General features: G+C 66.2%; 16 protein-coding genes. 9 read left to right on the top strand and 7 right to left on the bottom strand.

What is annotated here, in order from left to right:
• Nucleotides 1-399 precede the first annotated feature (399 nt).
• From VPH47_RS08760 to VPH47_RS08750, 3 genes are all read left to right on the top strand, one after another.
• A complete protein-coding gene (locus VPH47_RS08760; RefSeq protein WP_368850529.1) occupies nucleotides 400-2,373 on the top strand; it encodes an autotransporter outer membrane beta-barrel domain-containing protein in 1,974 nt (657 codons plus the stop codon).
• Nucleotides 2,374-2,635: 262 nt separating this feature from the next.
• Nucleotides 2,636-4,795 (top strand): TonB-dependent receptor plug domain-containing protein, encoded by a 2,160-nt coding sequence (locus tag VPH47_RS08755; protein ID WP_368850528.1) that lies wholly within the window; start codon nucleotides 2,636-2,638, stop codon nucleotides 4,793-4,795.
• The gene (locus VPH47_RS08750) at nucleotides 4,785-5,345 is read left to right on the top strand and encodes a thioredoxin-like domain-containing protein (protein ID WP_350259332.1); all 561 of its coding nucleotides are present in this window, start codon (nucleotides 4,785-4,787) and stop codon (nucleotides 5,343-5,345) included. The genes VPH47_RS08755 and VPH47_RS08750 overlap by 11 nt, the downstream gene beginning before the upstream one ends.
• A gap of 68 nt (nucleotides 5,346-5,413) precedes the next feature.
• Here the strand turns inward: VPH47_RS08750 and mntR are convergent, their stop codons facing one another.
• Nucleotides 5,414-5,884, bottom strand: a complete 471-nt coding sequence (mntR, locus tag VPH47_RS08745) for a manganese-binding transcriptional regulator MntR (RefSeq protein WP_006372477.1) — start codon at nucleotides 5,882-5,884, stop codon at nucleotides 5,414-5,416.
• Nucleotides 5,885-6,000: 116 nt separating this feature from the next.
• Here mntR and VPH47_RS08740 point away from each other — a divergent pair, with 116 nt between their 5' ends.
• Nucleotides 6,001-7,332, top strand: coding sequence for an Nramp family divalent metal transporter (locus tag VPH47_RS08740; protein ID WP_350259333.1), 1,332 nt, complete (start codon nucleotides 6,001-6,003; stop codon nucleotides 7,330-7,332).
• A gap of 199 nt (nucleotides 7,333-7,531) precedes the next feature.
• Here the strand turns inward: VPH47_RS08740 and VPH47_RS08735 are convergent, their stop codons facing one another.
• The 4 genes from VPH47_RS08735 to VPH47_RS08720 form a co-directional block, all read right to left on the bottom strand.
• Nucleotides 7,532-7,858 carry a thioredoxin family protein gene (locus tag VPH47_RS08735; protein ID WP_032130003.1) on the bottom strand — a complete coding sequence of 109 codons (327 nt, stop codon included), beginning with the start codon at nucleotides 7,856-7,858 and terminating at the stop codon, nucleotides 7,532-7,534.
• The gene (locus VPH47_RS08730; RefSeq protein ID WP_049423104.1) at nucleotides 7,830-8,309 is read right to left on the bottom strand and encodes a flavodoxin; all 480 of its coding nucleotides are present in this window, start codon (nucleotides 8,307-8,309) and stop codon (nucleotides 7,830-7,832) included. Before VPH47_RS08730 ends, VPH47_RS08735 begins: the two co-directional genes overlap by 29 nt.
• 13 nt (nucleotides 8,310-8,322) lie before the next feature.
• Nucleotides 8,323-9,363 (bottom strand): ribonucleotide-diphosphate reductase subunit beta, encoded by a 1,041-nt coding sequence (locus VPH47_RS08725; RefSeq protein WP_097047783.1) that lies wholly within the window; start codon nucleotides 9,361-9,363, stop codon nucleotides 8,323-8,325.
• Between the two features lie 71 nt (nucleotides 9,364-9,434).
• Complete coding sequence (locus tag VPH47_RS08720; protein WP_368850527.1) at nucleotides 9,435-11,798, bottom strand: ribonucleoside-diphosphate reductase subunit alpha; 2,364 nt, start codon at nucleotides 11,796-11,798, stop codon at nucleotides 9,435-9,437.
• 433 nt (nucleotides 11,799-12,231) lie between these two features.
• On the opposite strand from VPH47_RS08720, the gene VPH47_RS08715 reads away from it, so the two are divergent.
• A complete protein-coding gene (locus VPH47_RS08715) occupies nucleotides 12,232-13,209 on the top strand; it encodes a zinc-binding dehydrogenase (RefSeq protein ID WP_153855543.1) in 978 nt (325 codons plus the stop codon).
• Nucleotides 13,210-13,463: 254 nt separating this feature from the next.
• Nucleotides 13,464-16,088 (top strand): TonB-dependent receptor, encoded by a 2,625-nt coding sequence (locus tag VPH47_RS08710; protein WP_368850526.1) that lies wholly within the window; start codon nucleotides 13,464-13,466, stop codon nucleotides 16,086-16,088.
• Between the two features lie 99 nt (nucleotides 16,089-16,187).
• On the opposite strand, the gene betT is transcribed toward VPH47_RS08710, so the two are convergent.
• Nucleotides 16,188-18,167, bottom strand: a complete 1,980-nt coding sequence (betT, locus tag VPH47_RS08705; protein WP_006450256.1) for a choline BCCT transporter BetT — start codon at nucleotides 18,165-18,167, stop codon at nucleotides 16,188-16,190.
• 161 nt (nucleotides 18,168-18,328) lie between these two features.
• Nucleotides 18,329-18,709 (bottom strand): VOC family protein, encoded by a 381-nt coding sequence (locus tag VPH47_RS08700; RefSeq protein ID WP_110712580.1) that lies wholly within the window; start codon nucleotides 18,707-18,709, stop codon nucleotides 18,329-18,331.
• A gap of 151 nt (nucleotides 18,710-18,860) precedes the next feature.
• Between VPH47_RS08700 and VPH47_RS08695 the strand changes: the two genes are divergently transcribed.
• The 3 genes from VPH47_RS08695 (at nucleotide 18,861) to VPH47_RS08685 (ending at nucleotide 23,335) form a co-directional block, all read left to right on the top strand.
• The gene (locus VPH47_RS08695; protein WP_368850525.1) at nucleotides 18,861-19,379 is read left to right on the top strand and encodes a sigma-70 family RNA polymerase sigma factor; all 519 of its coding nucleotides are present in this window, start codon (nucleotides 18,861-18,863) and stop codon (nucleotides 19,377-19,379) included.
• Nucleotides 19,376-20,320: a FecR domain-containing protein gene (locus tag VPH47_RS08690; protein ID WP_368850524.1), complete on the top strand. Its 945-nt coding sequence runs from the start codon at nucleotides 19,376-19,378 to the stop codon at nucleotides 20,318-20,320. The genes VPH47_RS08695 and VPH47_RS08690 overlap by 4 nt, the downstream gene beginning before the upstream one ends.
• A gap of 69 nt (nucleotides 20,321-20,389) precedes the next feature.
• Nucleotides 20,390-23,335 (top strand): TonB-dependent receptor, encoded by a 2,946-nt coding sequence (locus VPH47_RS08685; protein WP_368850523.1) that lies wholly within the window; start codon nucleotides 20,390-20,392, stop codon nucleotides 23,333-23,335.
• Nucleotides 23,336-23,426 lie beyond the last annotated feature (91 nt).

The raw sequence follows: 23,426 nt of genomic DNA, 5'->3' as shown, positions 1-23,426 counted from the left end.
TTCACGCCGTCGCTTTCTCTCCCCCACGCCTCCCACCGCCCGCTCAGCCTCGTCATTGCCTCGATGCTGCTTCTGGGTGCTGCGGGCTCACCCGTTTCTGCCCTTGCCGCAACCGTCAATCCCGGCCAGACAGTGACCGTAACCGCTGGAAGTCCTCTTGAGGGTCAGGTCTTCGCCGTAAATGGCGGCACACTGATTGTCCAGGGTGCCAGCACGTCCACGATCACGGGTCGCTACGCGAACAACGCCCCTGCCTCCATCGCGCTGCAGAACGCCACGGTCACCGGTGGAGGCATAAACAGCCTGGTCAACAGCAACGCCGTCATCCAGGACTCGAATATTGACGGCCGTATCACGCTGTCCACGACCGTGGGTGCTTCTGCGCTTCCACGCTCTCATGTGTCATTGATTCGAAGCACCGTCGCCGGAACAGGAGGCATCTCTTTCGCCGCATCGGCTGGTGGTCGCCTCGATAGCGAAGCCACCCTGTTCAACAGCCGAATTCTCGTCACCGGCGCCACGGTCAATCTCAACGCAGGGACGTCCGTCAAAGGGGATACCAACGGCATCTCCGTCAGCTACAACGGCGATACAAGATTTGCGGAGAACTTCAGCGAATGGGGACTGACAATCGATGGTTCCTCGGTCGCCGGAGCTGCGGGGAGCGCGATCCTCGTCACCCGCGGTAGCGGTGACGAGACCGTCCGCATCATCGCTCAGAACGGCGCCACGCTTACCGGCGGCAACGGCGTAATGATCGAAGCGCGTGACAACGCCCTGCTCGACTTCACCGCGCGCACCTCCATACTCAAGGGCGACATCACCATTGCCGATACCGCCACCGCAAAGATCAGCCTGCTCGACGGCCTCGACCTGACCGGCCGCATCCTCGGCCCGGCCGATGTCACCGTCGATCAGGGCGGCCGCTGGACGCTGTCCGGCGACAGCAACACCGGCAACCTCACCCTGGGTGCGGGCAGCGACATCTTCCTCGGTGCTGCGGGTACGGCGGCGTATCCGCAGCTGACCGTCAACGGCAACTACGCCGGCAACGGCGGCACCCTGCACTTCAACACGGTGCTGGCCGGCGACGACGCAGCAAGCTCGCGCATGCACGTGACCGGTGATACCAGCGGCACCACCCAGGTCACCGTCAACAACATTGCCGGCGCTGGCGCACAGACCGTCAACGGCATTCCGCTGGTGCAGGTGGACGGTGCCAGCAATGGCCACCTCGCACTGCAGGGCCGCGCCATCGGTGGCATGTACGAGTATTTCCTGCGCAAGGGCACACCCGGCGCGACCAACGGCAACTGGTACCTGACCTCGGCCTACACCGGCAATCCGTGCGACATCAATCCGGCGCTGCCGGAGTGCAAGCCTGTGGATCCGACCGACCCGACCGACCCGGTTGATCCGGTGGACCCGGAAGTGCCGGTCGACCCGGTCCCCGTGCTGCGTCCGGAGCCCGGCGCGTACCTGGCCAACCAGGCCGCGGCCGTGCAGATGTTCCAGCTGCGCCGCCATGACCGCGGCGAGCCCAGCTTCGACCGCGCCCGCATCGGCACCTGGGTGCGCGCCGGGCGTGACCAGCTGCAGGCGAACGTGGCCGGCCAGGTCGATGCCCGTACCCACATCAACACCCTGCAGCTGGGCAGCGATGTCTGGCGCTGGGGCGATGGCCGTGGCCAGGTCGGCGTGATGCTGGGCACCGGCGAGGCGACCACGCAGGCGGTGTCGACGCTGAGCGGTTATGGCACCCGCGGCAAGGTCAAGGGCAAGTCGGCCGGTGTCTACCTGGGTTGGGTGCAGGATGCACAGAGCAGTGCCGGCCTGTATGTGGACGGCTGGCTGCAGGCGGCACGCTTCGACAACGAGGTGCAGGGCGAAGGCATCGCCCGCGAGACCTACGATTCCAGGACTCGGAGCGCATCGCTGGAAGCCGGTTATGCCTGGGCCATCCGCAGCAGTGAGGCCAGCACGCTGTACCTGCAGCCGCAGGCGCAGCTGACCTGGACCGACTACGACGGCGACAGCCTGGTCGAAAACAATGGCACCACGGTCGAGGACGGCCGCGGCGGCGGCCTCAACAGCCGCCTCGGCGTACGCCTGTTTGGCCAGGGCACACTGCAGGGCAACCGCGTGCAGCCGTTCCTGGCGGCGAACTGGCTGCGTGGCCAGCGCGACGCGTCGATGCGCTTCAACAGCGAGTCGCTGAGCGCGAAGACGCCGGAGAACCGCTACGAGGTACAGGCCGGTGCCCAGCTGCAGCTGGGCCAGCGCTGGAGCGCATGGGGTGACCTGCGTGTGCAGCGTGGCGACAGCGGCTATCGCAACCACGGCGCCCAGGTCGGCCTGCGCGCCGCCTGGTAAGCCCCCTCGCCGCCCTGGGACCAGCCCGGGGCGGCGTCTCTCGATTCTCCATCGCACCCTGCCGGGCATGACATCCGGCAGGGTTTTGCTGACGCAATGTAATGTTATAACACTGTCGTCCGCGATGATCTGACCTGAGCCCTCGTCCTGATGATTGCCAGGACTCATCTATATAGCATTTGCTATATCTATGACCCTCTGCTTTCATATGCGTCAGCCAGGTCGCCCTCGCCGCCTTTCCTCTCCCAAGGACGACGCCCTCATGCCCGTTTCCAGACCCCTATCCCGCCGACTGCCTCTGGCTGCCGCCATCGCCCTGACCCTGCCGTTGCCCGCGCTGGCAGCCACACCGAAGCCGACCGAGCTGGACCGTGTGCAGGTCAAGGTCAGCACTGCTACCCGCAGCGAACGCCTGCTGTCGGACGTGCCGATCCGCACCGAGGTGCTGCGCAAGGAAGACATCGCGCTGCGTGCGGCCACCGACTTCTCGCGCGCCGCAGAGCTGATCAATGGCCTGCGCGTGGAAAGCAACTGCCAGAACTGCAACACCAGCGAAGTACAGCTGCTGGGCCTGCCCGGCGCCTACAACCAGCTGTTGTTCGATGGCATCCCGCTGCTGTCCACGTTGGGCAGTGTGTACGGCCTGGAACAGATCCCGGCAGGCTTCGTCGACCGCATCGAAGTGGTCAAGGGCGGCGGTTCGGCACTGTACGGCCCGGGCGCGGTGGCCGGAGTGATCAACCTGATCCCGCCGCTGCCGGCGCGCAGCGGTGGTCATGTACAGGCCGGCGTGGATGTACTGAAAGGCACGCCGCAGAAGAACGCCGACCTGCGCCTGGACCTGGTGGCCAAGGACGCCGATGCCGGGCTGTCGGTGATCGCCCAGCGCAACTGGAACAGTGGCATCGACTACAACGGCGACGGCTACACCGAGATCACCCGCAAAAATCTCAAGGTCGGCGGACTGCAGGCCTGGTACGCCCCCACGCCGGGCACACGACTGCGCCTGGACCTGCAGGTGACCGATGAAACCCGCCGCGGCGGCAACCGCCTGGACCAGCCGGAATACCTGGCCAACATCGCCGAATCGCTGGATACGAAGTACCGGCGCGGCAGCGTGTCGTGGGACCAGGAGATCAATGCCGACGTCGATTTCCGCCTGGCCTATGCCTTCGCCGACATCGACCGTGACAGCTTCTATGGCGGCCTGGGCGACGTGGTCACCGATCCGTCGGCGCCGGGCTATGACCCGTCGCAGCTGGACCCCAACGTGGCCGGCAGCGCGGCCTCGCGTTCGTGGCGCCAGTACGGCCGCACCCACAATCCGCTGCACTACATCGACAGCCAGTTGAACTGGCGGCTGGGCGCGCACGCGCTGGCCTTCGGCGTGCAGTACAAGCACGAGGCGCTGCGCGACGACAACCGCAGCGGTGACGGCCAGCGGCTGGCGGTGCTGGAAGACGCCACCTTCCACAACCTCGGCGCCTTCATCCAGGACGAGTGGAGCCTGCGCGACAACGTCGACCTGGTGCTGGGTGCGCGCGTGGACAAGAGCTCGGAGCTGGACAGCGCGGTGTTCTCGCCGCGCATCGCGCTGGCCTGGCAGGCCACGCCCAACCTGAAGTGGCGGGCAGGCGTTGCCACCGGCTTCCGTGCACCGGAGATCTTCGTCGAGGACGTACATGTCGATACGCTGGGTGGCGAACAGGTGCGCGTGCGCAACACCGACGGCCTGAAGGAAGAGCGCGCGTTGACCACCCTGTTCGGCTTCGACTGGCGATCGGACCCGGCCAATCCGGTGTGGAGCTGGGATGCCACAGCCTCGTATGCGCGCATCCGCGACACCTTCGCACTGGGCGAGATCCAGCGCGGCGATGACGGCCAGCTCAGCCAGCTGCGCTACAACGCGTCCGGTTCCAATGTGCTGGGCGCGGAAACCAACCTCGGCTGGCAGCCGTCGCCGCAGTGGCGCCTGACCGCGGGTGCCTCGTGGTACCGCTCGCGCTTCCGCGAACCGCAGCGCATCTTCGACGACACCGGCGACGGCGGCGACACCGTGATCGAAAGCCGCGACTATCTGAAGACCCCACGCTGGACCGGCCTGGCCCAGCTCAGCTGGATGCCGGCCGAGCCGTGGGAGACCTTCGTCGCGCTGCGCCACACCGGCCCGATGTCGGTGCTGAACAACCGGTTGGGCGAACTGCACCGCACGCGTTCATTCCTGGTGACCGACCTGGGTGCGCGCTGGCATCGTCACCTGGGCGCGCAGGCGCAGCAGGAAGTGTCGGTGGCCGCAGGCGTCAAGAACGTGTTCGATCAGCGCCAGAAGGATCTGGAAGTCGGCGCGCTGCGCGACAGCGACTATGTCTATGGGCCGCGTTTCGCGCGCTCGTGGTACGTCAACCTGCGCTATGCGTTCTGACCCACTACGAGCGTTGTTGCTGGCCTGTGCCGTGCTGCTGGCCGCACCGGCGATGGCTGCGGACCTGCATGCGCAGGTCTCGGCCTCGCTGATGCGGCCGGAACAGCGCTCGCTGCGGCCGATGCAGTGGCCATCGCCACCCAAGCTGGTGGCGTTGTACTTCGGCGCCGACTGGTGCGCGCCCTGCCATGCGTTCGTACCCACCCTGCGCAGCGTGCGTGACGCGTTGCGCGAGGCCGGCGCCGATACCGAAGTGGTGTACGTCAGCCTGGATGAGAGCGAGGCCGCGCTGCGCCGCTACATGCACGCGCAGGACATGCCGTGGCCGGTGCTGGACCCGCGCCGCGCCGCGCGCATGCCGGCACTGCAGGCGTTGGCGGGGCTGGCACCGCCGAATCTGGTGCTGATCGATGCCGACGGCGCCGTGCTGGCCAATGGCTGGCAAGGCCGGCGTTATGAAGGCCTGCAGCCGGTGTTGAAGGAATGGGCGAAGCAGGCGTGTGCGCAGCAGCAGGCCCGTTGTCCCAACGCCGGCATCCAATCGCGGTAGCGCCGGGCCATGCCCGGCGAAATGCGTGACGCAACATTACGGCCGCCGGGCATGGCCCGGCGCTACCGTTACGGCGCCTCGCCCTCGGCCTTGCGCACGAACGCTTCGAAGAGCGCCAGCGTCTGCTCGCTTACATGGTGCTCGATACCCTCGGCATCGCGCCGCGCGGTATCCGGGTCCACGCCCAGCGCCAGCAGGAAACGCTCCACTGTCTGATGACGCTGGCGACTGGCATGCGCCAGCGCCTCGCCTTCCGGGGTCAGGAACACGCCGCGGTACGGCCGCTGTACCACCCAGCCATCCCGGGCCAGCCGCCGCAGCATCTTCGCCACAGTGGGCTGGGCCACGCCCAGGCGGGTGGCGATGTCGACCTGGCGGGCCTCGCCGCCGTCGGCCAGCAGGTCCGAGATCAGCTCGACATAGTCCTCCACCAGCTCCATCCGGTGCGCCTCGCGCACTTGCCGGAAGCTCTCGACCTGGCGCTCGGCCTCGATCAAGGGGGTGCTTTTCAGCGATGTCGAATCGTCGGTCTTGCCCACGCCTGCGCCTGTCCTTCCGGTTGTTCCGGTGTTGAACCTGAATTCTGGACCAGTAACGCGATAAAGACGATTGTTTCACATTGCTAATGACTATAGCAGGAGCTATATTCGGAGCCATGAACACCCTGGCACCCCGCGACCCTTCGGCCTCCACTCCGGCCAGCCTGGGTGCGCTCAACGCCTCGGTGGCGGTGCCCGACAAGGGCCATTGGTGGTTCCGCCTGCTGGCCTTCCTCGGCCCGGGCTACATGATCTCGGTCGGCTACATGGACCCGGGCAACTGGGCCACCGACCTCGCCGGCGGTTCGCGCTTCGGCTACCTGCTGCTGTCGGTCATCCTCATTTCCAACCTGATGGCGGTGATCCTGCAGGCGCTGTCGGCGCGGCTCGGCATCGCCACCGGAATGGACCTGGCCCAGGCCTGCCGCGCGCGTTACCCCAGGCCGGTGAACCTGGCGCTGTGGGCGCTGTGCGAGGCGGCGATCATCGCCTGCGACCTGGCCGAAGTGATCGGCACCGCGATCGCGCTGAAGCTGCTGTTCGACCTGCCGCTGCTGTGGGGCGCGGTCATCACCGCGCTGGACACACTGCTGGTGCTGTTGCTGATGAACCGCGGTTTCCGTGCGCTGGAAGCCTTCGTGATCGCGCTGCTGATGGTGATCTTCGCCTGCTTCGTGGTGCAGATCGCGATGGCCGCACCACCGGTGATGGCGGTGCTGGGCGGCTTCATTCCGCGCGCGCAGGTGGTGACCGATCCGCATGCGCTGTACATCGCCATCGGCATCATTGGCGCCACGGTGATGCCGCACAACCTGTACCTGCATTCGTCGATCGTGCAGACCCGTGCCTACCCGCGCACCGATGAGGGCCGTCGCAGCGCGCTGCGCTGGGCGGTGACCGACAGCACCATTGCGCTGACCCTGGCACTGTTCATCAACGCCAGCATCCTGATCCTGGCGGCGGCGGTGTTCCATGCCAATGGCCGTTTCGACGTGGAAGACATCGAGCAGGCCCACCAGCTGCTGGCGCCGATGCTGGGCGTGGGCGCGGCGGCGACGCTGTTTGCGATTGCGCTGCTGGCCTCCGGCCTGAACTCGACGGTGACGGCCACGTTGGCCGGCCAGATCGTGATGGAAGGCTTCCTGCACCTGCGCCTGCCGCCGTGGCTGCGGCGGCTGATCACGCGGGCGCTGGCGATCATTCCGGTGGTGGTGGTGATCATGCTGTTCGGCGACCAGGGCGCGGTAAAGCTGCTGGTGCTGAGCCAGGTGGTGCTGTCGATGCAGCTGCCGTTCGCGATCATCCCGCTGGTGCGGATCGTGACCGACAAGGTGACGATGGGCGCGCTGGTGGCCCCGCGCTGGCTGGGCAGCATCGCCTGGGTGATCGCGCTGGTGATCGTGGTGTTGAACGTGAAGCTGCTGGTGGATACCTTCAGCGGCGCATAGCGCGAAATGCCTGGGACGCCGTTGTAGAGTCGAGCCATGCTCGACTCATCGCACACCGCACGAACAGCAGCCGAGCGTGGGCTCGGCTCTACAGGAAGCGGGGTCCACCCGTAGATCCACGCCATGCGTGGATGCCTTTACACGATGTGGGGTCAGAGCCCTTGCCTCTGGCAAGGGATCCGACCCCGCCATCTCCACGCTACAGATGCAACGCGATCGCGGCCTCGATCTGCTGCGGCGACTGGAACCCGGCCAGGCGGGTGCGTTCGTCGCCGTCACGGAACAGGGACAGCGTCGGCGTCTGCCGCAACCCCAGTCCCCTGAAGAACGCTTCACCCAGCACTTCCAGCTGCACGCGCAGCAGGGTGATGCCCTGCCCTGCACTGCTGGTCGCCACGCGGTGCAGCGACATCTCCAGCATCCGGCACCCCGGGCACTGGTCCTTGTGGAAATCCACCAGCACCCTCGGATGTTCGGCCAGCAGCTGCTGGAACTGCTCAGGCGTGGTGGCGTCGATGATCTGCATCGGTGTTGCTCCAGTAATGGGCCAGGACCGCGTCGGTCCAGGCCTCGATGGCCGCGGCATGGCGAACGCCATGCGGCATCTGTTCGATCTCCAGCGGCGGGTAGTCGCTGCGGAAGTAGCGGATCAGCCGGTGCACGGCGCCGCAGTAGTACTCCTGCCCCCACTGCGTTTCGCCGGTACCGAACACCGCCAGCTGCCGTGGCCGCTCGCCGCGCTCCGTAATACCGGCCACCCACGCCTTCATCTCCGCCGGCGTGCGGCCGGCGTTGTCGGTCCAGCAGCCCAGCAGCACCAGGTCGGCCTCATCGGCGGCCAGAGGCGGCGCCTGGCGCGGGTCGTCGGCCTCCTGCCAGTGCACCGCATGGCCCGCTGCGCGGCAACGCTCGGCAATCTGCCGGCCGAGCTCGCGGGTGTTGCCACTCAACGAGGCCACCACCAGCAGGATGCTCAGCGCTTCGCTGGGCTCAGAGGTCGTCGAAGCCGTTGTCGACGTTGGTCTTCTTGTAACTTGCATTGCGCATCTCGAAGAAGTCGGTCTTGGTCTCGGTAAAGTTGTCGGCGTAGGCCTTGATCCACGGCATCACGTTGTCGGTGGTATCGCTGTACAGGCGTTCGATGCCGAGCATGCCGGCCATCTTGTTGGCGCGGTACTTCACATAACGCGTCATTTCCTCCACGTCGATGCCGTCGATGCCATCCAGCACTTCCGACGACCACTGGGTTTCCAGTTCGATGGCATGCTCGAACGCCTGGTGCACATAGGCGGTCAGCTCGTTGGTCTGCAGCTCCGGGTTCTCGCCGATGATGGCGCGGATCAGCTCGCTGATGAACTTGGTATGCGCCAGCTCGTCGCGGTTGATGAAGCTGATGATCTTGCCGGTGCCGTTCATGCGGTTCTGCCGCACCATGTTGTAGAAGTAGGCGAAACCGGAATAGAAGTTGATGCCTTCCAGGATCGAGGACTGGATCAGCGACTTCAGCAGGGTCTCGGCGGTCTTCTCGCGCATGAAGTCGTCATACGCGCCCATGATCGGTGCGTTGCGCTTGATGATGGTCGGGTGGGTGCGGGCGATCTCGAAGATGCGGTTCTGGTTCGGCAGGTCGGTGATCGAGGCCAGCACGTAGCTGTAGCTCTCGTTGTGGATCACTTCCTGCTGGCCGATGATCGCTGCATTGGCATGCGCGGCGGGATCGGTGATGTACTCGGCCACGTTGTAGATGAAGCGGGTCTGCGGTGAGTCGAGCGTGGCCAGCAGGCCGATGATGGAGTCGTAGGCGTTCTTTTCGCGCGCATTGAGCTCGCCGTACTGGCGGGCATCGAGCTTCATGTCGACCTCGTCAGGAATCCAGAAGTTGGTCGACAGCTCCTTGTAGGCCCGATAGAACGACGGGTACGGGATGTCGTTCCAGTTGAGGATGCCGCTGGTGCGGCCGTTGATGATGCCGGTGCTGCGGTTGGGATGGCGCGGTTCGAGGATCTTGATGCGGTCGAGGGGGGTTGCCATGGGTTTCTGCCTTCGTTCTCTTTCTATCGTGTTGCCGGCCAGCGGCCGGCACTACCGTGGGTCGCCGGCGGTCAGCTGGAGCACCACTCGCATTCGCTGATGTCGATGTCGTTGGAGCGCACGTAGTAGGTGGTCTTCAGGCCCTCGCGCCAGGCACTCAGGTGCAGCTCCAGCAGGGTGCTGGCGCGGATCGTGCTGGGCACGTACAGGTTGAAGCTGATCGACTGGTCGACGTGGCGCTGGCGGCGCGCGTTCTGGCGCACGCTGGCGAACTGGTCGACCTTGTAGGCACCCTTCTCGTAGTACGGCCAGGTCTCCAGCGACAGGCCCGGAGCGGCCACCGGACGCCGGAAGTCTTTCTTTTCCTCGTAGTAGAACGCGCTGTAGATCGGGTCGATGGAGGCGGTGGAACCGGCAATCTGCGCCGTGCTCATGTTCGGCGCCACCGCCAGCAGCCAACCGTTGCGCAAGCCGTGCGTGGCCACCTCGCGGGCCAGGCTGTCCCACGCGGCGCCGCTGTAGTCGCGGTCACGGAAGTAGCGTCCGTTGTGCCAGTCGCTGCCGGCGAACATCGGGTAGCTGCCCTTCTCCTTCGCCAGCTGCGCGCTGGCCTGGATGGTCAGGAAGTTGATGCGCTCGTAGAGACGGTCGGCCAACGTTTCGGCATCCGGCGATTCCCATTGGATCGCCTGCTGCGCCAGCAGGTGGTGCCAACCGAAGGTGCCCAGACCGATAGCGCGGTATTTGCGGTTGGTGATGGTGGCCTGCGGCACCGGCAGCGCATTGAGGTCGATCACGTTGTCGAGCATGCGTACCTGGATCGGGATCAGGCGCTCCAGCACGTCGGTGGCCAGCAGGTCATCCGGCGCACTGATCGCACGTCCGAGGTTGATCGAGGACAGGTTGCAGACCACGAAGTCACCGGCGCGGCGCGTAGTCACGATCTGGTCGCCGCTGACGATCTCCTGGATCATCCGCGTCGGGCTCATGTTCTGCAGGATCTCGGTGCACAGGTTGCTGGAATAGATCATGCCCGCGTGCTTGTTCGGGTTCCTGCGGTTGACCTCGTCGCGGTAGAACAGGAACGGGTTGCCGGTCTCCAGCTGGCTGAGCATGATCCGCTTGAACAGATCGATGGCCTTCACCGTGCGGCGGCTGATGCGCTCATCGGCCACCAGCTCGGCGTAGCGGTCACGGAAGCTGCCAGAACCACGCTTCTCGTCGTAGAAGTCCTGCAGGTACCAGCCCTTGGCCTGCTTCACCTCGTGCGGATCGAACAGGTACCAGTCGGCGCGGCGTTCGACCGCTTCCATGAACAGGTCCGGCACGCAAACCGAAGTGAACACATCGTGCGCGCGCAGGCGCTGGTCGCCGTTGTTGAGGCGCAGGTCCATGAAGGCTTCGATATCGCGGTGCCAGATGTCCAGGTACACCGCCACCGCGCCCTTGCGCTGGCCGAGCTGATCAACCGACACCGCAGTGTTGTTGAGCTGCTTGATCCACGGCACCACGCCACCGGAGGAATTGGCCACGCCACGGATCGGCGCGCCGCTGCTGCGCACATAGCCCAGATAGGCACCCACACCACCGCCGTGCTTGGACACGCGGGCGATATCGGTGTTGGAGTCATAGATGCCCTGCAGGCTGTCGTCCACCGTGTCGATGAAGCAGCTCGACAGCTGGCCGCCCACCTTGCCGGCATTGGCCAGGGTCGGTGTGGCCACCGTCATGTACAGGTTGGACAGCGCCCAATACGCCTCGCCAACCAGCTGCATGCGCCGCTCACGCGGCTTTTCCTCCTGCATCAGGTACAGCGCGATGGTGAGCCAGCGCTCCTGCGGCAGTTCGTAGACCTCGCGGCTGCGGTCGCTGGCCAGGTAGCGCGTGGCCAGCAGGTACAGGCCGTTGTAGGCGAACAGGCGATCGCGTTCCGGATCGATCATCTCGCCGGCCTGCTGCAATTCTTCCTTCGAGTAGCAGCGCAGGATGTCGTTGCTGTAGATGCCGCGATCGGCCAGGCTTTCCTGCAGGCCCACGTAGGAGCCGTACTTCAGGCCCACGTCGTAGAAGCGGTTGCGGCTGGCGCGCTTGTACAGGCGACGCAGGTAGATGCGCGCGGCAAACCGTTCCCACTCGGGTGCAACCAGATCCACGCGCGATTCGGCCTCGCGGATCAGCAGATCGACCAGGTCATCGGCGCTGATGCTCGGTTTGCGTTCGACCATCGCCTGCACTACGCGGCGGTAGTCGCTCACATCCAGCTGCGGGAACTCGGCATGCACGGCGTCGATGCTGCGCTGCAGGCGCTCGGCCTCGAACGGCAGACGACGGTTGCCGGCCTCCTTGGTGATCCAGGTCGGCACGTGCTCGCCACCGGCGCGCAAGGCGTCGCCAGCGCCGGCCAGATCGGCCACGCGGAAGGTACTGTCGGTCATGGTGGTGAAACTCCAGGCTCGCACGCGCGTTGGCGGTCGATGCCATGGCGGCCCTGCACGCGATACCGGCGCACGGGGCGGTCGGGGTGGGATGCCAAAGCGCGGGAACACCAGATCGTCGGCAACAGCCTGCGCCTGCGGCCGGTATCCGGGCCGTGGGGGCGATCTGGGTCCGCACGATGGCGGCCGCGTCGACACGGCAAGCCTTCAGGGGCGGGCCGCGGGACGTTTGCTGCATGTCCGGCGGCGGCGGCTGACCGGGAGTGACGGACACAACATAGTGGGGATATTCCAACCCGTCAACACAAGATGCGGTAATCAATACCTGTCGCGACGATCAGTCGCAGGATGCCGTGTTGCACCTGCGGCGCCTTGTCGACAACGCCTGCGTCCCCAGTTCGGTACAACATCAACTTTCCCCGGAACACCGCCCATGCGCGCTGCCCTTTATTCTTCCTTCGGCGATCCGGCCGATGTCCTGGCCGTCGGCGAAACAACCCTGCCCGAGCCCGGCCCGGGCGAGGTGCGCATCCGCACCGTGCTGGCCTCGATCCACAACCACGACCTGCTGACCGTGCGCGGCCTGTATGGCTACAAGCCAACGCTGCCGGCGATCGGGGGCAGTGAAGCACTGGGCGTGGTCGATGCACTTGGCGACGGCGTCGACGGCCTGCAGATCGGCCAGCGGGTTGCCGCCGCCTCGGTACACGGCACCTGGGCTGAGGCCTTCATCGCACCGGCTCGCATGGTGATTCCGATGCCGGAGGCGATCCCCGACGAAATGGCCGCACAGCTGATCGCGATGCCGCTGAGCGCGCTGATGCTGCTGGAGTTCCTGCACGTCGAGGCGGGCCAGTGGATCGTGCAGAACACCGCCAACGGCGCGGTGGGCAAATCGCTGGCGATGCTGGCGCGGGCGCGTGGCGTGCATGTAGCCAACCTGGTGCGCAATGCCGATGCGGTCGCACAGTTGAAAGCGCTGGGCATCGATCATGTGTTCGACACCTCGGTGGACGGCTGGAAGGATCGCGTGCGTGAGGCGACCGGCGAAGCGCAGGCCGCGGCCGCGGTGGATTCCATTGGCGGCGACGCCAGCGGCGATCTGGTCGACCTGCTTGGCCACCACGGCACCCTGGTGTCGTTCGGTGTAATGAGCGGCGAGCCGATGCGCATTCCCGCCGGCGGCCTGATCTACAAGGAAGCCACGGTGAAGGGCTTCTGGGGCAGCAAGGTCAGCCAGGCGATGGCCGTGGAGGACAAGCGCCGGCTGGTTGGCGAGCTGCTGAAGCGTGCGGCGAGCGGCGAACTGACCCTGCCTGTGGAGCAGATCTTCGCACTGGACGACATCGCCCAGGCAGCAAAGGCCGGTGCGGGTTCGGGCCGCAATGGCAAGGTGCTGCTGCGGCCGTGATGGGCTGGCACTGCCTTCTGTAGAGCCGAGCCATGCTCGGCTGCTTTCCGGTCAGTGTGCGGAGCCGAGCGTGGGCTCGGCTCTACAGGAGGAGTGTGGACCAACGGTCCGCACCCACCGCACCGGTCGATAACAGGGCCGGTCATTTCGTTAAGAACCTGTGATGTATAACTGAATGCGCTTTCGTCATTGGAAGGCGCACGTGGCTGCGTGCGGTACTGACGGCTCCTCCCCCGTTTGGCGTTGTCGCTTCCATGTACCGCACCACCCTGAACCTGCTTGCCGGCGCGATCGCGCTGGGCCTCTCCGCCGGCGCTGCCGGCGCCGCTGAAACCGCCGACACCGGCAAGGACAGCACCACCCTCGGCACCGTGCTGGTGACCGGCTCCAACATCAAGCGCAGCGATACCGCCGGGCCCAACCCGGTGCAGATCGTCAGCCGCGAACAGATCGAACAGACCGGTCGTTCCACCCTCACCGACGTGCTGCGCAACCTGTCGGCCAATGCCGGCAACAGTTTCGACGAGCAGTACACCGGCAGCTTCGCCGCGGGCTCGGCCTCGATCGGCCTGCGCGGCCTGTCGCCGAAGAACACGCTGGTGCTGGTCAACGGCTACCGCGTCTCCAACTTCGGCTTCGCGCTCAACACCCAGGACACCTTCGTCGACCTCAATGCGCTGCCGATCAGTGCGGTCGAGCGCATCGAAGTGCTGAAGGACGGTGCCTCGGCGGTGTACGGCTCCGACGCCATCGCCGGCGTCATCAACATCATCCTGCGCAAGAACTTCCAGGGCGTGGAAGTCGGCGGTGGTTTCGGTACCGCCACCCAGGGTGGCCTGGACGAACGCAAGGCCAACCTGCTGGCCGGCTTTGGTGATCTGGAACAGCAGGGCTGGAACGTGCTGTTCGGGCTGGACCTGCTCAAGCGCGACCGCCTCGATGGCGATGACCGCGCCTATACCCGCAGTGGTGACTTCCGCGACAAGCCCGGTGGTCGCCTTGCCGGCTGGTCCACTGCCGGTGGTAATTGGCTGTCCAACCCACGCGCACCGCAGCCGTTCGCCAACTGCCCCGACGGCAGCCAGCTGCGCCCGTACAGCGACTTCGGCAGCACCCTGCCCGGCCAGGCCTGCGCTTTCAATGCCCAGCCGTTCAAGACCCTGCAGCCCGGCGCCGAGCGCCTGCAGGCGTCGTTGAGCGCGACCTACCGCTTCAATGACAGCATCGAAGCGTTCGCCGACGTCCTGTACAGCCACAACAAGGCCGACCAGATCTTCAGCGCGCCGCTGACCGTTGGTCCCGGCCTGCGCGCCTACAACCCGGCCACCGGTACCCTGATCGATGTGCCGGCGGTGCTGCCGGTCGGCCACCCGAACAACCCGGGCAGCACCCCGCTGCCGTTCGAGTACACCTTCTTCGACCTCGGCCCGCGCCTGAAGGACAACACCCAGGTGTTCTACCGTGCCCTGGCCGGCGTGCGTGGCAGTGGCGAGCGCTGGGACTGGGAAGTGGCGGCGCTGACCTCGCAGAGCGCACAGCGCGAGTACGTCGACAACTTCGTCAACCGTTACGCCTTCGAACAGATCCTGCGCGATGGCAGCTACAACTTCCTCAATCCGTCCAGCACGCCGGAGGCGCTGGATGCCCTGCGCCTGCAGACCAAACGCCCCGGCTGGTACAAGCTGCACTCGCTGAACGTGAAGGCGTCGACCACGCTGTGGGAGCTGCCGGCCGGTGCGGTCGGCTTCGCCTGGGGCGCCGAGTTCCGCAAGGAATCACTGGACGCGCGTACCAGCGCGCAGGTGCTGTCGGGCACCGAGCTGCGCCCGGCCATCAACGTGGTCAACGGCGAACGCCAGGTCAGTGCCGCCTACGCCGAACTGAGCGTGCCGCTGCACCGCACGCTGGAACTGCAGCTGGCCGGTCGCGGCGACCGCTACGATGACTTCGGCAAGGCGTTCTCGCCGAAGGTGGCATTGCGCTGGCAGCCGCTGGACAGCCTGCTGCTGCGCGGCTCGTTCTCGCGTGGCTTCCGTGCGCCGTCGCTGCCGGAGATCGCGCCGGGCCAGACCGTCAGCTACGGCTCGGTGATCGATCCGTTCGACCCACTGCAACCGGGTGGCAGCCGCGGCGTGACCAACATCCGCACCGGCAACCCGGACCTGAAGGCCGAGCGCTCGCGCAATTTCAACGTGGGTGCGGTGTGGTCGCCGGATGGCGATACCAGCATCGGCCTGGACTGGTACCGCATCGAACAGGACAACCTGGTCAAGCCTGACAGTGCGCAGTTCATCGTCGACAACCCGACCCTGTTCCCGGGCCGCGTACAACGCGAGAACGGACGCATCCAGTTCATCACCAACCAGTACGCCAATCAGGGCGAACTGACCACCTCGGGGCTGGACCTGGATGCCAGCCGTACCTTCCGCACCGACGGTTGGGGCAACTTCACCGTCGCCGGCAGCTGGACCCACCTGCTCAGCTTCAAGCAGCCGCTGGTGGCCGGCCAGGCGCCCTATGACGGCGCCGGCAACAACCGCCACGGCGCACTGCCCCGAACCCGCGGCACCACGTCGTTGAACTGGGCGGTGGGCGACTGGAGCAGCACGCTGAGCCTGCAGTACGTGAGTGGCTACGACCAGCGTGTGGCGACGGCCACCAGCAACCCGGGGTTGCGCGACCGCATCAAGCCGTATCACCAGTTGGATCTTTACGTGGCCTACGACGGTATTCCCAACACCACGCTGTCGCTGTCGGTGCTGAACCTGACCGACAAGGACCCGCCGTTCGACCCGGCCGGTGGCTCCAATGGTTTCGACATCAGCCAGTACAACCTGCGCGGGCAGTTCGTCTCGCTGGGGGCGCGCTACCGGTTCTGATGCGATATCGGGGCGGCGGTAATGCGCCGCCCCATTTGTGCTGCCGGCCAGCGGCCGGCACTACCACCGACCGCCGGGGGGATGCCCGGCGGTCGTGCATCAGCGGCTCAGGTGCAGGAACTGCAGGTGCCGTTCGTACTGGCTGATGATGTCGTTGATGATCTGCTTGCGGCTGTAGCCGACCAGGTCGTAGTCCTGGCTGCCTTCGAACAGGTGCACTTCAGCGCGGTAGTAGCGCTGGTTGCGCAGCTGCTGTGCGGCGAACGACGGCGTCAGGTAGCCACTCAGGATCACCCGGTACAGGAAGTCCTGCTGCTCGCCGTGGTTCACCGACAGCTCCATGTCGCCAGCCTCGAAGCGCGTCGCCACGTCCCAGCCCTGCCCGCGTAGCTGTTCGGCCACCGCTTCCATCGCCGGCTTCACCGTATCGTCCATGAAGCGGTAGACCTGGTCGCGCACCGGGAAGTGCATGGCCTGGCTCAGGCGCTGGCGCCAGCCCTGGTGGTGGCGGTCGTCACCGATCAGCGGCGAGGGCCGGTACTGCAGCGCGCGCTTGCGGTGCGATTCGTCACTGAAAGCGCGGGTCAGGCCCCACATCATCAGCAACAGCACCGCCGAGAACGGCAGCGAGGCCAGCACCACTGCCGATTTCAGCGCATCGATGCTGCCGGCCAACAGCAACCCAGCGGTCAGCACCGCGATCACCGTGCCCCAGAACACGCGCAGCCAACGCGGACCATCATCCTCCGGCGCCCCGCCATGCGAGGACAACGTGGACAGCACCACCGCGCCGGAATCCGCCGATGTCACGAAGAAAATGAAACTGACGAACACCGTCACCGCGATCACCGCCTTGCTCCACGGATACCCATCCAGCAGGGCATACAGCACGGTGGGTGGATCATCCACCGCCAGTTGCGCCAGTTGCTGCTGGCCATGGTGCAGCACCTGGTCCAGTGCACTGTTGCCGAAGATCGACAGCCACGCCAGGGTGAAACCGAGTGGAATCAGCAGCACGCCGAACACGAATTCGCGGATGGTGCGGCCACGCGAGATGCGCGCGATGAACAGGCCGACGAACGGCGCCCAGCCGATCCACCAGGCCCAGTAGAACACCGTCCAGCCGCCCAGCCATTCCGGTCGGCCGCCATAGGCGTACACGTCGAAACTCTTGCCGACCACGCTGCCAAGGTAGTCACCCAGGTTCTGCATCAGCGTGCTGAGCAGGTACTGGGTGGGGCCGGCGCACAGCATGAACAGCACCAGCGCGATCGCCAGCAGCATGTTGATGTTGGCCATCCAGCGCACGCCCTTCTCCACGCCTGAAACGGCCACGGCCACCGCCGCGCCCATCATGCTGACCACCAGGATGATCTGCACCAGGTTGGAGTGCGGGATGTTGAACAGGTGCGACAGGCCGGCGTTGAGGTGCAGCACGCCGAAGCCCATGTCGGCGCCGATGCCGAACACGGTGGCGACAATGCCCAGTGCGTCCACGGTGTAGCCGATCGGGCCATTGATGCGCTTGCCGATCAGCGGGTACAGCGCCGAACGCAGCGCCAGCGGCAGGTTGTGGCGATAGGCGAAGTAGGCCATCGCCATCGCAGCGAGTGCGAACACGCCCCAGCCATGCAGGCCCCAGTGCAGGAACAGCAGCTGCATGGCCTGGCGCGCGCCGGCCTCGCCCGCGGCCGGATCGCCTTGTGGCGGCTGCAGGTAATGGGTCAGCGGTTCGGAGACGCAGAAGAAGAACAGGGTGATGCTGATGCCGGCGGCGAACAGCATGCCGGCCCAGGAAAGGTAGCTGAACTCCGGCTCGTCATGGTCGGCGCCGAGCTTGATGCCACCGTACTTGGACAGCGCCACGCCGACCACGAACACCAGGTACAGGGTCATCGCCAGCAGGTAGTACCAGCCGACATTGAGTGCGGCCCAGTCCTGCGCCTTGACCAGAAGGCGGCCCGCACCGAGCGGGAACAGGCTGACAAACAGCGCGAACGCCACGACAACGATCGCCGCGAAGGCGAACACAGGTCGAAGGGTGCGCACCGGGGATTGTTGCGGCTCCAGTACTTCCATGGGGCGGCGTTCTCCGGTAGATCAAAGGGTTAGCCGACCGATTCTGGCTGAACCGCAGTGGACAGAGCATGAAGTTGCGGCCCGTGGTCGCAGGCCGCGCTGGCGATTCCGTGCTATCACGCGCGCGCACCGGTGCGTGCTGCTGCCCCGCGCTGCTGTGCTCAAGACATCACATGCACCGCGCACAGCTTGTTGCCATCCGGGTCGCGCAGGTAGGCCAGGAACAGCTGGCGCCCGGCCATGGTGCGGATGCCGGCCGGGTCTTCGATGGCGGTGCCACCATGGGCCACGCCCGCATCCTGCCAGCCACGCACCGCCTCGGCGCTGTCGAGGGTGAAACCAATCGTGCCGCCGTTGGCATGGCACGCCGGCTGCCCATCGATCGGTGCGGTGACGATGAACATGCGGCCGTCCTTGAAGTACACCAGCCGCCCCTTGTCATCGAAGACACCCGGACGGGCGCCCAATGCGATGAACAGGGCATCGTAGAAGCGATGCGCGACGTCCATATCGTTCGTTCCGACGGTGATGTGACTGAACATGCGGGCACTCCTTGTGGAAAGACCGCAGTGTCGGCGAGCCCGGCGGGCATCGCAAATGCACGCCTCCGGCCTGCTGCCACGTGCGCAGGGTTTGTCGTACACCGCTCGATCACCCCATAATGGGAATCATTCTCATTAATGATCGATGCCGATGGCCGTGCCCGCCGCCTCCAGCACCGCGCTGGCGGGGTTCTACCGCGAACACCATGGCTGGCTGCTGGGCTGGCTGCGCCGCCGCACCCACAACGCCGACTGCGCTGCCGACCTGACCCAGGACACCTTCGTGCGCCTGCTCAGCCGACGCGTCGATCCGTCCGAACTGCGCGTGCCACGCGCCTATCTCAGCACCATCGCGCACGCCCTGCTGGTCAACCACTGGCAGCGCGCGGACCTCGAGCGTGCCTACCTGGCCGCACTGGCCGCGCAACCGGAGCCAGTGCATCCATCGGCGGAAGAACGCACGCAGGCACTGCAACTGCTGCACGCCATCGCCGACATGCTGTCCGGTCTGGCCGAACGCCCACGCCGCGCGTTCCTGCTGGCACGACTGTCCGGATTGGGCTATGCGGAGATCGGCCAACAGCTGGGCGTGTCCGAGCGCATGGTCAAGAAGTACATGGCGCAGGCGATGCTGCATTGCCTGCGCCTGTCCGGCGATGCCACGGCATGAATGCCGCATTGGCCAGCCCGGCACTGGAGCAGGCGGCAGCGTGGTTCGCGCTGCGCCAACAGGGCTGGAGTGACGGCGACCAGCAGCGATGGCACGCATGGCTGCACGCCGATGCCCGTCATGCCGATGCGTGGCGCCGGGTCGAGTCGGTCTGGCAGTCCTTTGCACCCCTGTCGGCACCGGCTGCTGCCACGGCGCTGGATGCTGCCGGACGTCGCCGCCGCCGCGCGCTTCGCAGTCTCGGCGGCGCCCTCGGCATCGGCGCGGTTTCACTGCTGGGCCTGCATGGCCTGAAGGCGCAACGCGGCCTGCAGACGCAGCGCACCGTTGCCGGGCGCACCGGGCACTGGAGGCTGATTGATGGCAGCCAGTTGTGGCTCAACGCGGACAGCGAAGTCACCATCGACATCGGCAGCGGCCGCCGCGCCCTGCATCTGCTGCGTGGCGAACTGCTGCTGCAGACCGGCCACCATCCTGCATTCACCGGCCTGCCCCTGACCGTGCATGTGCCGGGCGCACGCCTGCAGCCGATCGGCACCCGCTTCGCCGTCGGTCGTGAGGCGCAGGCCAGCCGCTTGGATGTGTTCGAGGGCGCGGTGCGCTGCCTGCCGATGTTCGGTGCGGCGCTGGATGTGGCTGCGGGAGACGCGGTGCGGATCGGCCCGATGGGCGGGCTCACAACGGTCGCTGCCGATCCTCTGCGCGGTGACTGGCAGGACGGACGCCTGCAGGTACAGGACACACCTTTGATCCGTGTCATCGATGAGCTGGCCCGTCACCATCAGGGCTATCTCGGTTGTGATCCGGCGCTCGCCGCATTGAAGGTCACCGCGGTACTGCCACGCCTGGACAGCACCCAGGCACTGCATCTGCTGGCCCGCGCCCTGCCGATCCGTGTCGAGCAGCGCTGGCCGTGGTGGACCGTCGTGCGTCCGCTTTGAAATCGCGGTTCCCTTTTTGTGCGCTCACCGGGCACTACAAGGGAACCCATTGCGGATGTTGCCGCCCCCATGAAACTGCCCTGCCCCTCCCCTCGTCCCCTGGCCATCGCGCTGTGCCTGGCCCTGGCCTCCCCGTGCCTGTTGCCGGCCGCCCATGCACAAGACACTGCGGCCACTATCCGCTGGCAGATCCCGGCTGGCGCGCTCGACCGGGCCCTGACCGCATTCGGCCAGCAATCGGGCCTGTCCATCGCCGCCGACGCGCGCCTCACCCGCGGCCGCCACAGCAACGGCGTGCAGGCCACGCTCGGCGCGGATGCCGCGTTGGCGCAGCTGCTGGCCGGTACCGGCCTGACCTTCCAGCGTGATGCCAATGGCGTGGTGCTGCAGGCCGCACCCGACGCTGAAGCCGGCGTGCGTCAGATCGGCACGCTGCGCGTGGCCGGCCAGGCCAGCGAAGGTGCTTCGCCGTGGGGGCTTGCCGATGCCGATGCGGTCTACCGTGACAGCGGCTCGCGCGTGCACCTGGACCGCCAGCAGCTGGAACGCTTCCGCGGCCAGTCGATCGGCGACGTGCTGGCCGGTGCGGTGGGCGTGCACACCGCTGACGTTCGCAACGGCGGTGCGCTGGACGTCAACATCCGCGGCCTGCAGGGCCAGAACCGGGTGCCGGTGATCATCGACGGCGGCCAGCAGGCCATCGACGTGTATCGCGGCTATGCCGGCGTGCAGCAGCGCAGCTATCTCGACCCCGATCTGATCAGTGCGGTCAGCATCGAGAAGGGGCCGAGCCTGGCCGCCAATGCCGCCAGCGCGATCGGCGGCGTGGTCTACATGGAAACGTTGAACGTCGATGACATCCTCGATGATGGCCAGGCCTGGGGCCTGCGCGTACGCGGCGGCGTGGCCGACAACAGCATCGATCGCACCCGCACCTTCAAGCAGATCGCGCGCGGCAGCGACAACCGCAACAGCCTGCGCGACCCGCGCGACTGGAATGGCAGCGTGGCGTTCGCCCAGCGTGGTGAAGACTGGCAGCTGGTCGCGGCCTATGCGCGGCGCCGCCAGGGCAACTTCTTCGCCGGCAGCAACGGTGAGCATCGCTATGACAACCAGCACCTGTCCAGCGGCGGTACCGGCATGTCCAGCCAAGCGGTGTCCAAGCTCTTCCATCCGGGCGATGAAGTGCTCAACACGCATACCGACAACGAATCCGCACTGCTGAAATTCACCTGGACGCCCAGTCCGGACCAACGCCTGGAGCTGAGCCATCGCTACTTCAATTCGAGTTTCGGCGAGATCATGCCGTCGGCGATCGGACGCGTGGGTGAGTCCAATGAATGGGTGACCTACGTGGACAAGGCCAACACCATGTTCCAGTTCGAGCCGGGGAAAATGCGGGTCAACGCCACCTCGCTGCGCCACCGCTACCGACCCGAGGCACATCCGTGGCTGGACCTGAGCAGCACCCTGTGGTTCACCACCGCCACCAGCCGCATGTTCAACAGCAACATCGCCAACACGCCGCTGTTCAAGGACGTGCCCAACGACCAGATGCCGGACACGCTGGGCGAAACCTATGGCCCGGGCCTGCAGTCGGACGTGAAGACCCAGCGCTGGGGCGTGGACAGCAGCAACACCACGCGCTTCAGCAATGATCTGGGCGACTGGACGCTACGCTATGGCGCCTCCTTCCAGCACGAGGACACCGCGCCCAACTCACCGGTGCTGCCGGTGGATTTCAACAACAACCGCTACCTGCGCTCGGGCACGCGCCGCGAGGCCAGCGCCGTCGCCTCGCTGCAATGGCAGCCGTGGGACTGGCTGTCGCTGACCGCGGGCGGCCGCTTCACCGACTACCGCACCCGCGACCGCAACCGCGTCGCCTTCGTCAGCGAATCGCGTGACCTGCGCTACACCTTCGCGCGCCTGAGCAAGGGCGGCCAGCTGCTGCCGGGCTGGTACAAGGAGTGGTACCCGGATGCCCAGGGCAACTACACCTACGACTCGCTGCGCGCCACGCCCTATGGCGACAGCACGCTGGGCCAGGCCTACGATTTCGACGGCTTCATTCCTGATCCGCGCGGCGCCAACGGTTTCTATACCAAGCAGATTCCCACCGCCTGGGGCTACAAGCCGGCGATCCGCCGTTCCGGCCACGGCTTCGCGCCGTATGCAGAGGCGCGCTTCAACCTCGATCAGGACATGTTCTTCTACGTGAAGTACGCGCAGGGCTGGAAGATGCCCAGCCTGTTCGAGTCGACGCTGGGCAACAGCACCTCGGCGCCGGTGGCCGACCTCAAGCCGGAGAAGAACCGCTCGTGGGACATCGGCTTCAGCCTGCTCAAGCAGGACCTGTGGCGCGACGGTGACCGCCTGGCGTTCAAGGTGGCCTGGTTCAAGAACGATATCGACAACGCCATCACCCGCCGCTTCGATTCCAGCAACTGGGCGTTCTACGTCGACAACGTCGACAACTACACGGTGTCCGGCTACGAGCTGCAGTCCGGTTATGACGCCGGCATCGCCTACCTGGACCTGTCGGCCAGTTACTACCAGCGCGCGCGCACCTGCGACGCGGCCACCGCCAAGCGCCTGCGCGAAGACCCGTATGCGAAGTGGAGCAAGCTGGACACCACCCCGGACTGCGTGGACGGCGGCTTCGGCACCTCGTTCGTCAATGCACAGAACCCGCCGAAGTACTCGATCCACAGCACGTTGGGCTTCCGCCTGTTCGACAAGCGACTGGATACCGGCATCCGCCGCACCTACAACAGCGGCCCCACCCACGAACTGGACAAGCCCTGGAACACCACCGGCTCGACCGGCCTGCAGAACATCTACCTGCCCACCGCGATCTATGACTTCTACGCACGCTGGCAGTTCACCCCGCGCAGCGAAGTGGAGCTGGTGGTCAGCAACCTGCGCAACACCTACTACATGGACACGCTGGCGATGAGCCTGATGCCGGGCCCGGGCCGCACCACGCGGCTGAACTTCACCGCACGCTTCTGAGTGCTGCAGAAACAGCAACGCCCCGGGCAGATCATCCCCGGGGCGCTTGCTTGCGGCGGCTCACGCTCTGGTACATCCCAGCACGGCGACT

Source organism: Stenotrophomonas sp. WED208 (assembly GCF_040984485.1).
GTDB classification, from domain to species: Bacteria; Pseudomonadota; Gammaproteobacteria; order Xanthomonadales; family Xanthomonadaceae; genus Stenotrophomonas; species Stenotrophomonas riyadhensis.
Note: the sequence above shows the minus strand (reverse complement) of the source record. Positions and strands in the feature narration are given on the sequence as shown.

Excerpts from the sequence above, each read along its gene's own strand:
- VPH47_RS08715 (WP_153855543.1), top strand. The coding sequence starts at position 12,232 with ATGCGCGCTGCCCTTTATTCTTCCTTCGGCGATCCGGCCGATGTCCTG.
- betT (WP_006450256.1), bottom strand. The coding sequence starts at position 18,167 with ATGGAAGTACTGGAGCCGCAACAATCCCCGGTGCGCACCCTTCGACCT.
- VPH47_RS08720 (WP_368850527.1), bottom strand. The coding sequence starts at position 11,798 with ATGACCGACAGTACCTTCCGCGTGGCCGATCTGGCCGGCGCTGGCGAC.
- VPH47_RS08725 (WP_097047783.1), bottom strand. The coding sequence starts at position 9,363 with ATGGCAACCCCCCTCGACCGCATCAAGATCCTCGAACCGCGCCATCCC.
- VPH47_RS08740 (WP_350259333.1), top strand. The coding sequence starts at position 6,001 with ATGAACACCCTGGCACCCCGCGACCCTTCGGCCTCCACTCCGGCCAGC.
- VPH47_RS08695 (WP_368850525.1), top strand. The coding sequence starts at position 18,861 with ATGGCCGTGCCCGCCGCCTCCAGCACCGCGCTGGCGGGGTTCTACCGC.
- VPH47_RS08750 (WP_350259332.1), top strand. The coding sequence starts at position 4,785 with ATGCGTTCTGACCCACTACGAGCGTTGTTGCTGGCCTGTGCCGTGCTG.
- VPH47_RS08710 (WP_368850526.1), top strand. The coding sequence starts at position 13,464 with ATGTACCGCACCACCCTGAACCTGCTTGCCGGCGCGATCGCGCTGGGC.
- VPH47_RS08700 (WP_110712580.1), bottom strand. The coding sequence starts at position 18,709 with ATGTTCAGTCACATCACCGTCGGAACGAACGATATGGACGTCGCGCAT.
- VPH47_RS08755 (WP_368850528.1), top strand. The coding sequence starts at position 2,636 with ATGCCCGTTTCCAGACCCCTATCCCGCCGACTGCCTCTGGCTGCCGCC.
- VPH47_RS08685 (WP_368850523.1), top strand. The coding sequence starts at position 20,390 with ATGAAACTGCCCTGCCCCTCCCCTCGTCCCCTGGCCATCGCGCTGTGC.
- VPH47_RS08690 (WP_368850524.1), top strand. The coding sequence starts at position 19,376 with ATGAATGCCGCATTGGCCAGCCCGGCACTGGAGCAGGCGGCAGCGTGG.
- VPH47_RS08735 (WP_032130003.1), bottom strand. The coding sequence starts at position 7,858 with ATGCAGATCATCGACGCCACCACGCCTGAGCAGTTCCAGCAGCTGCTG.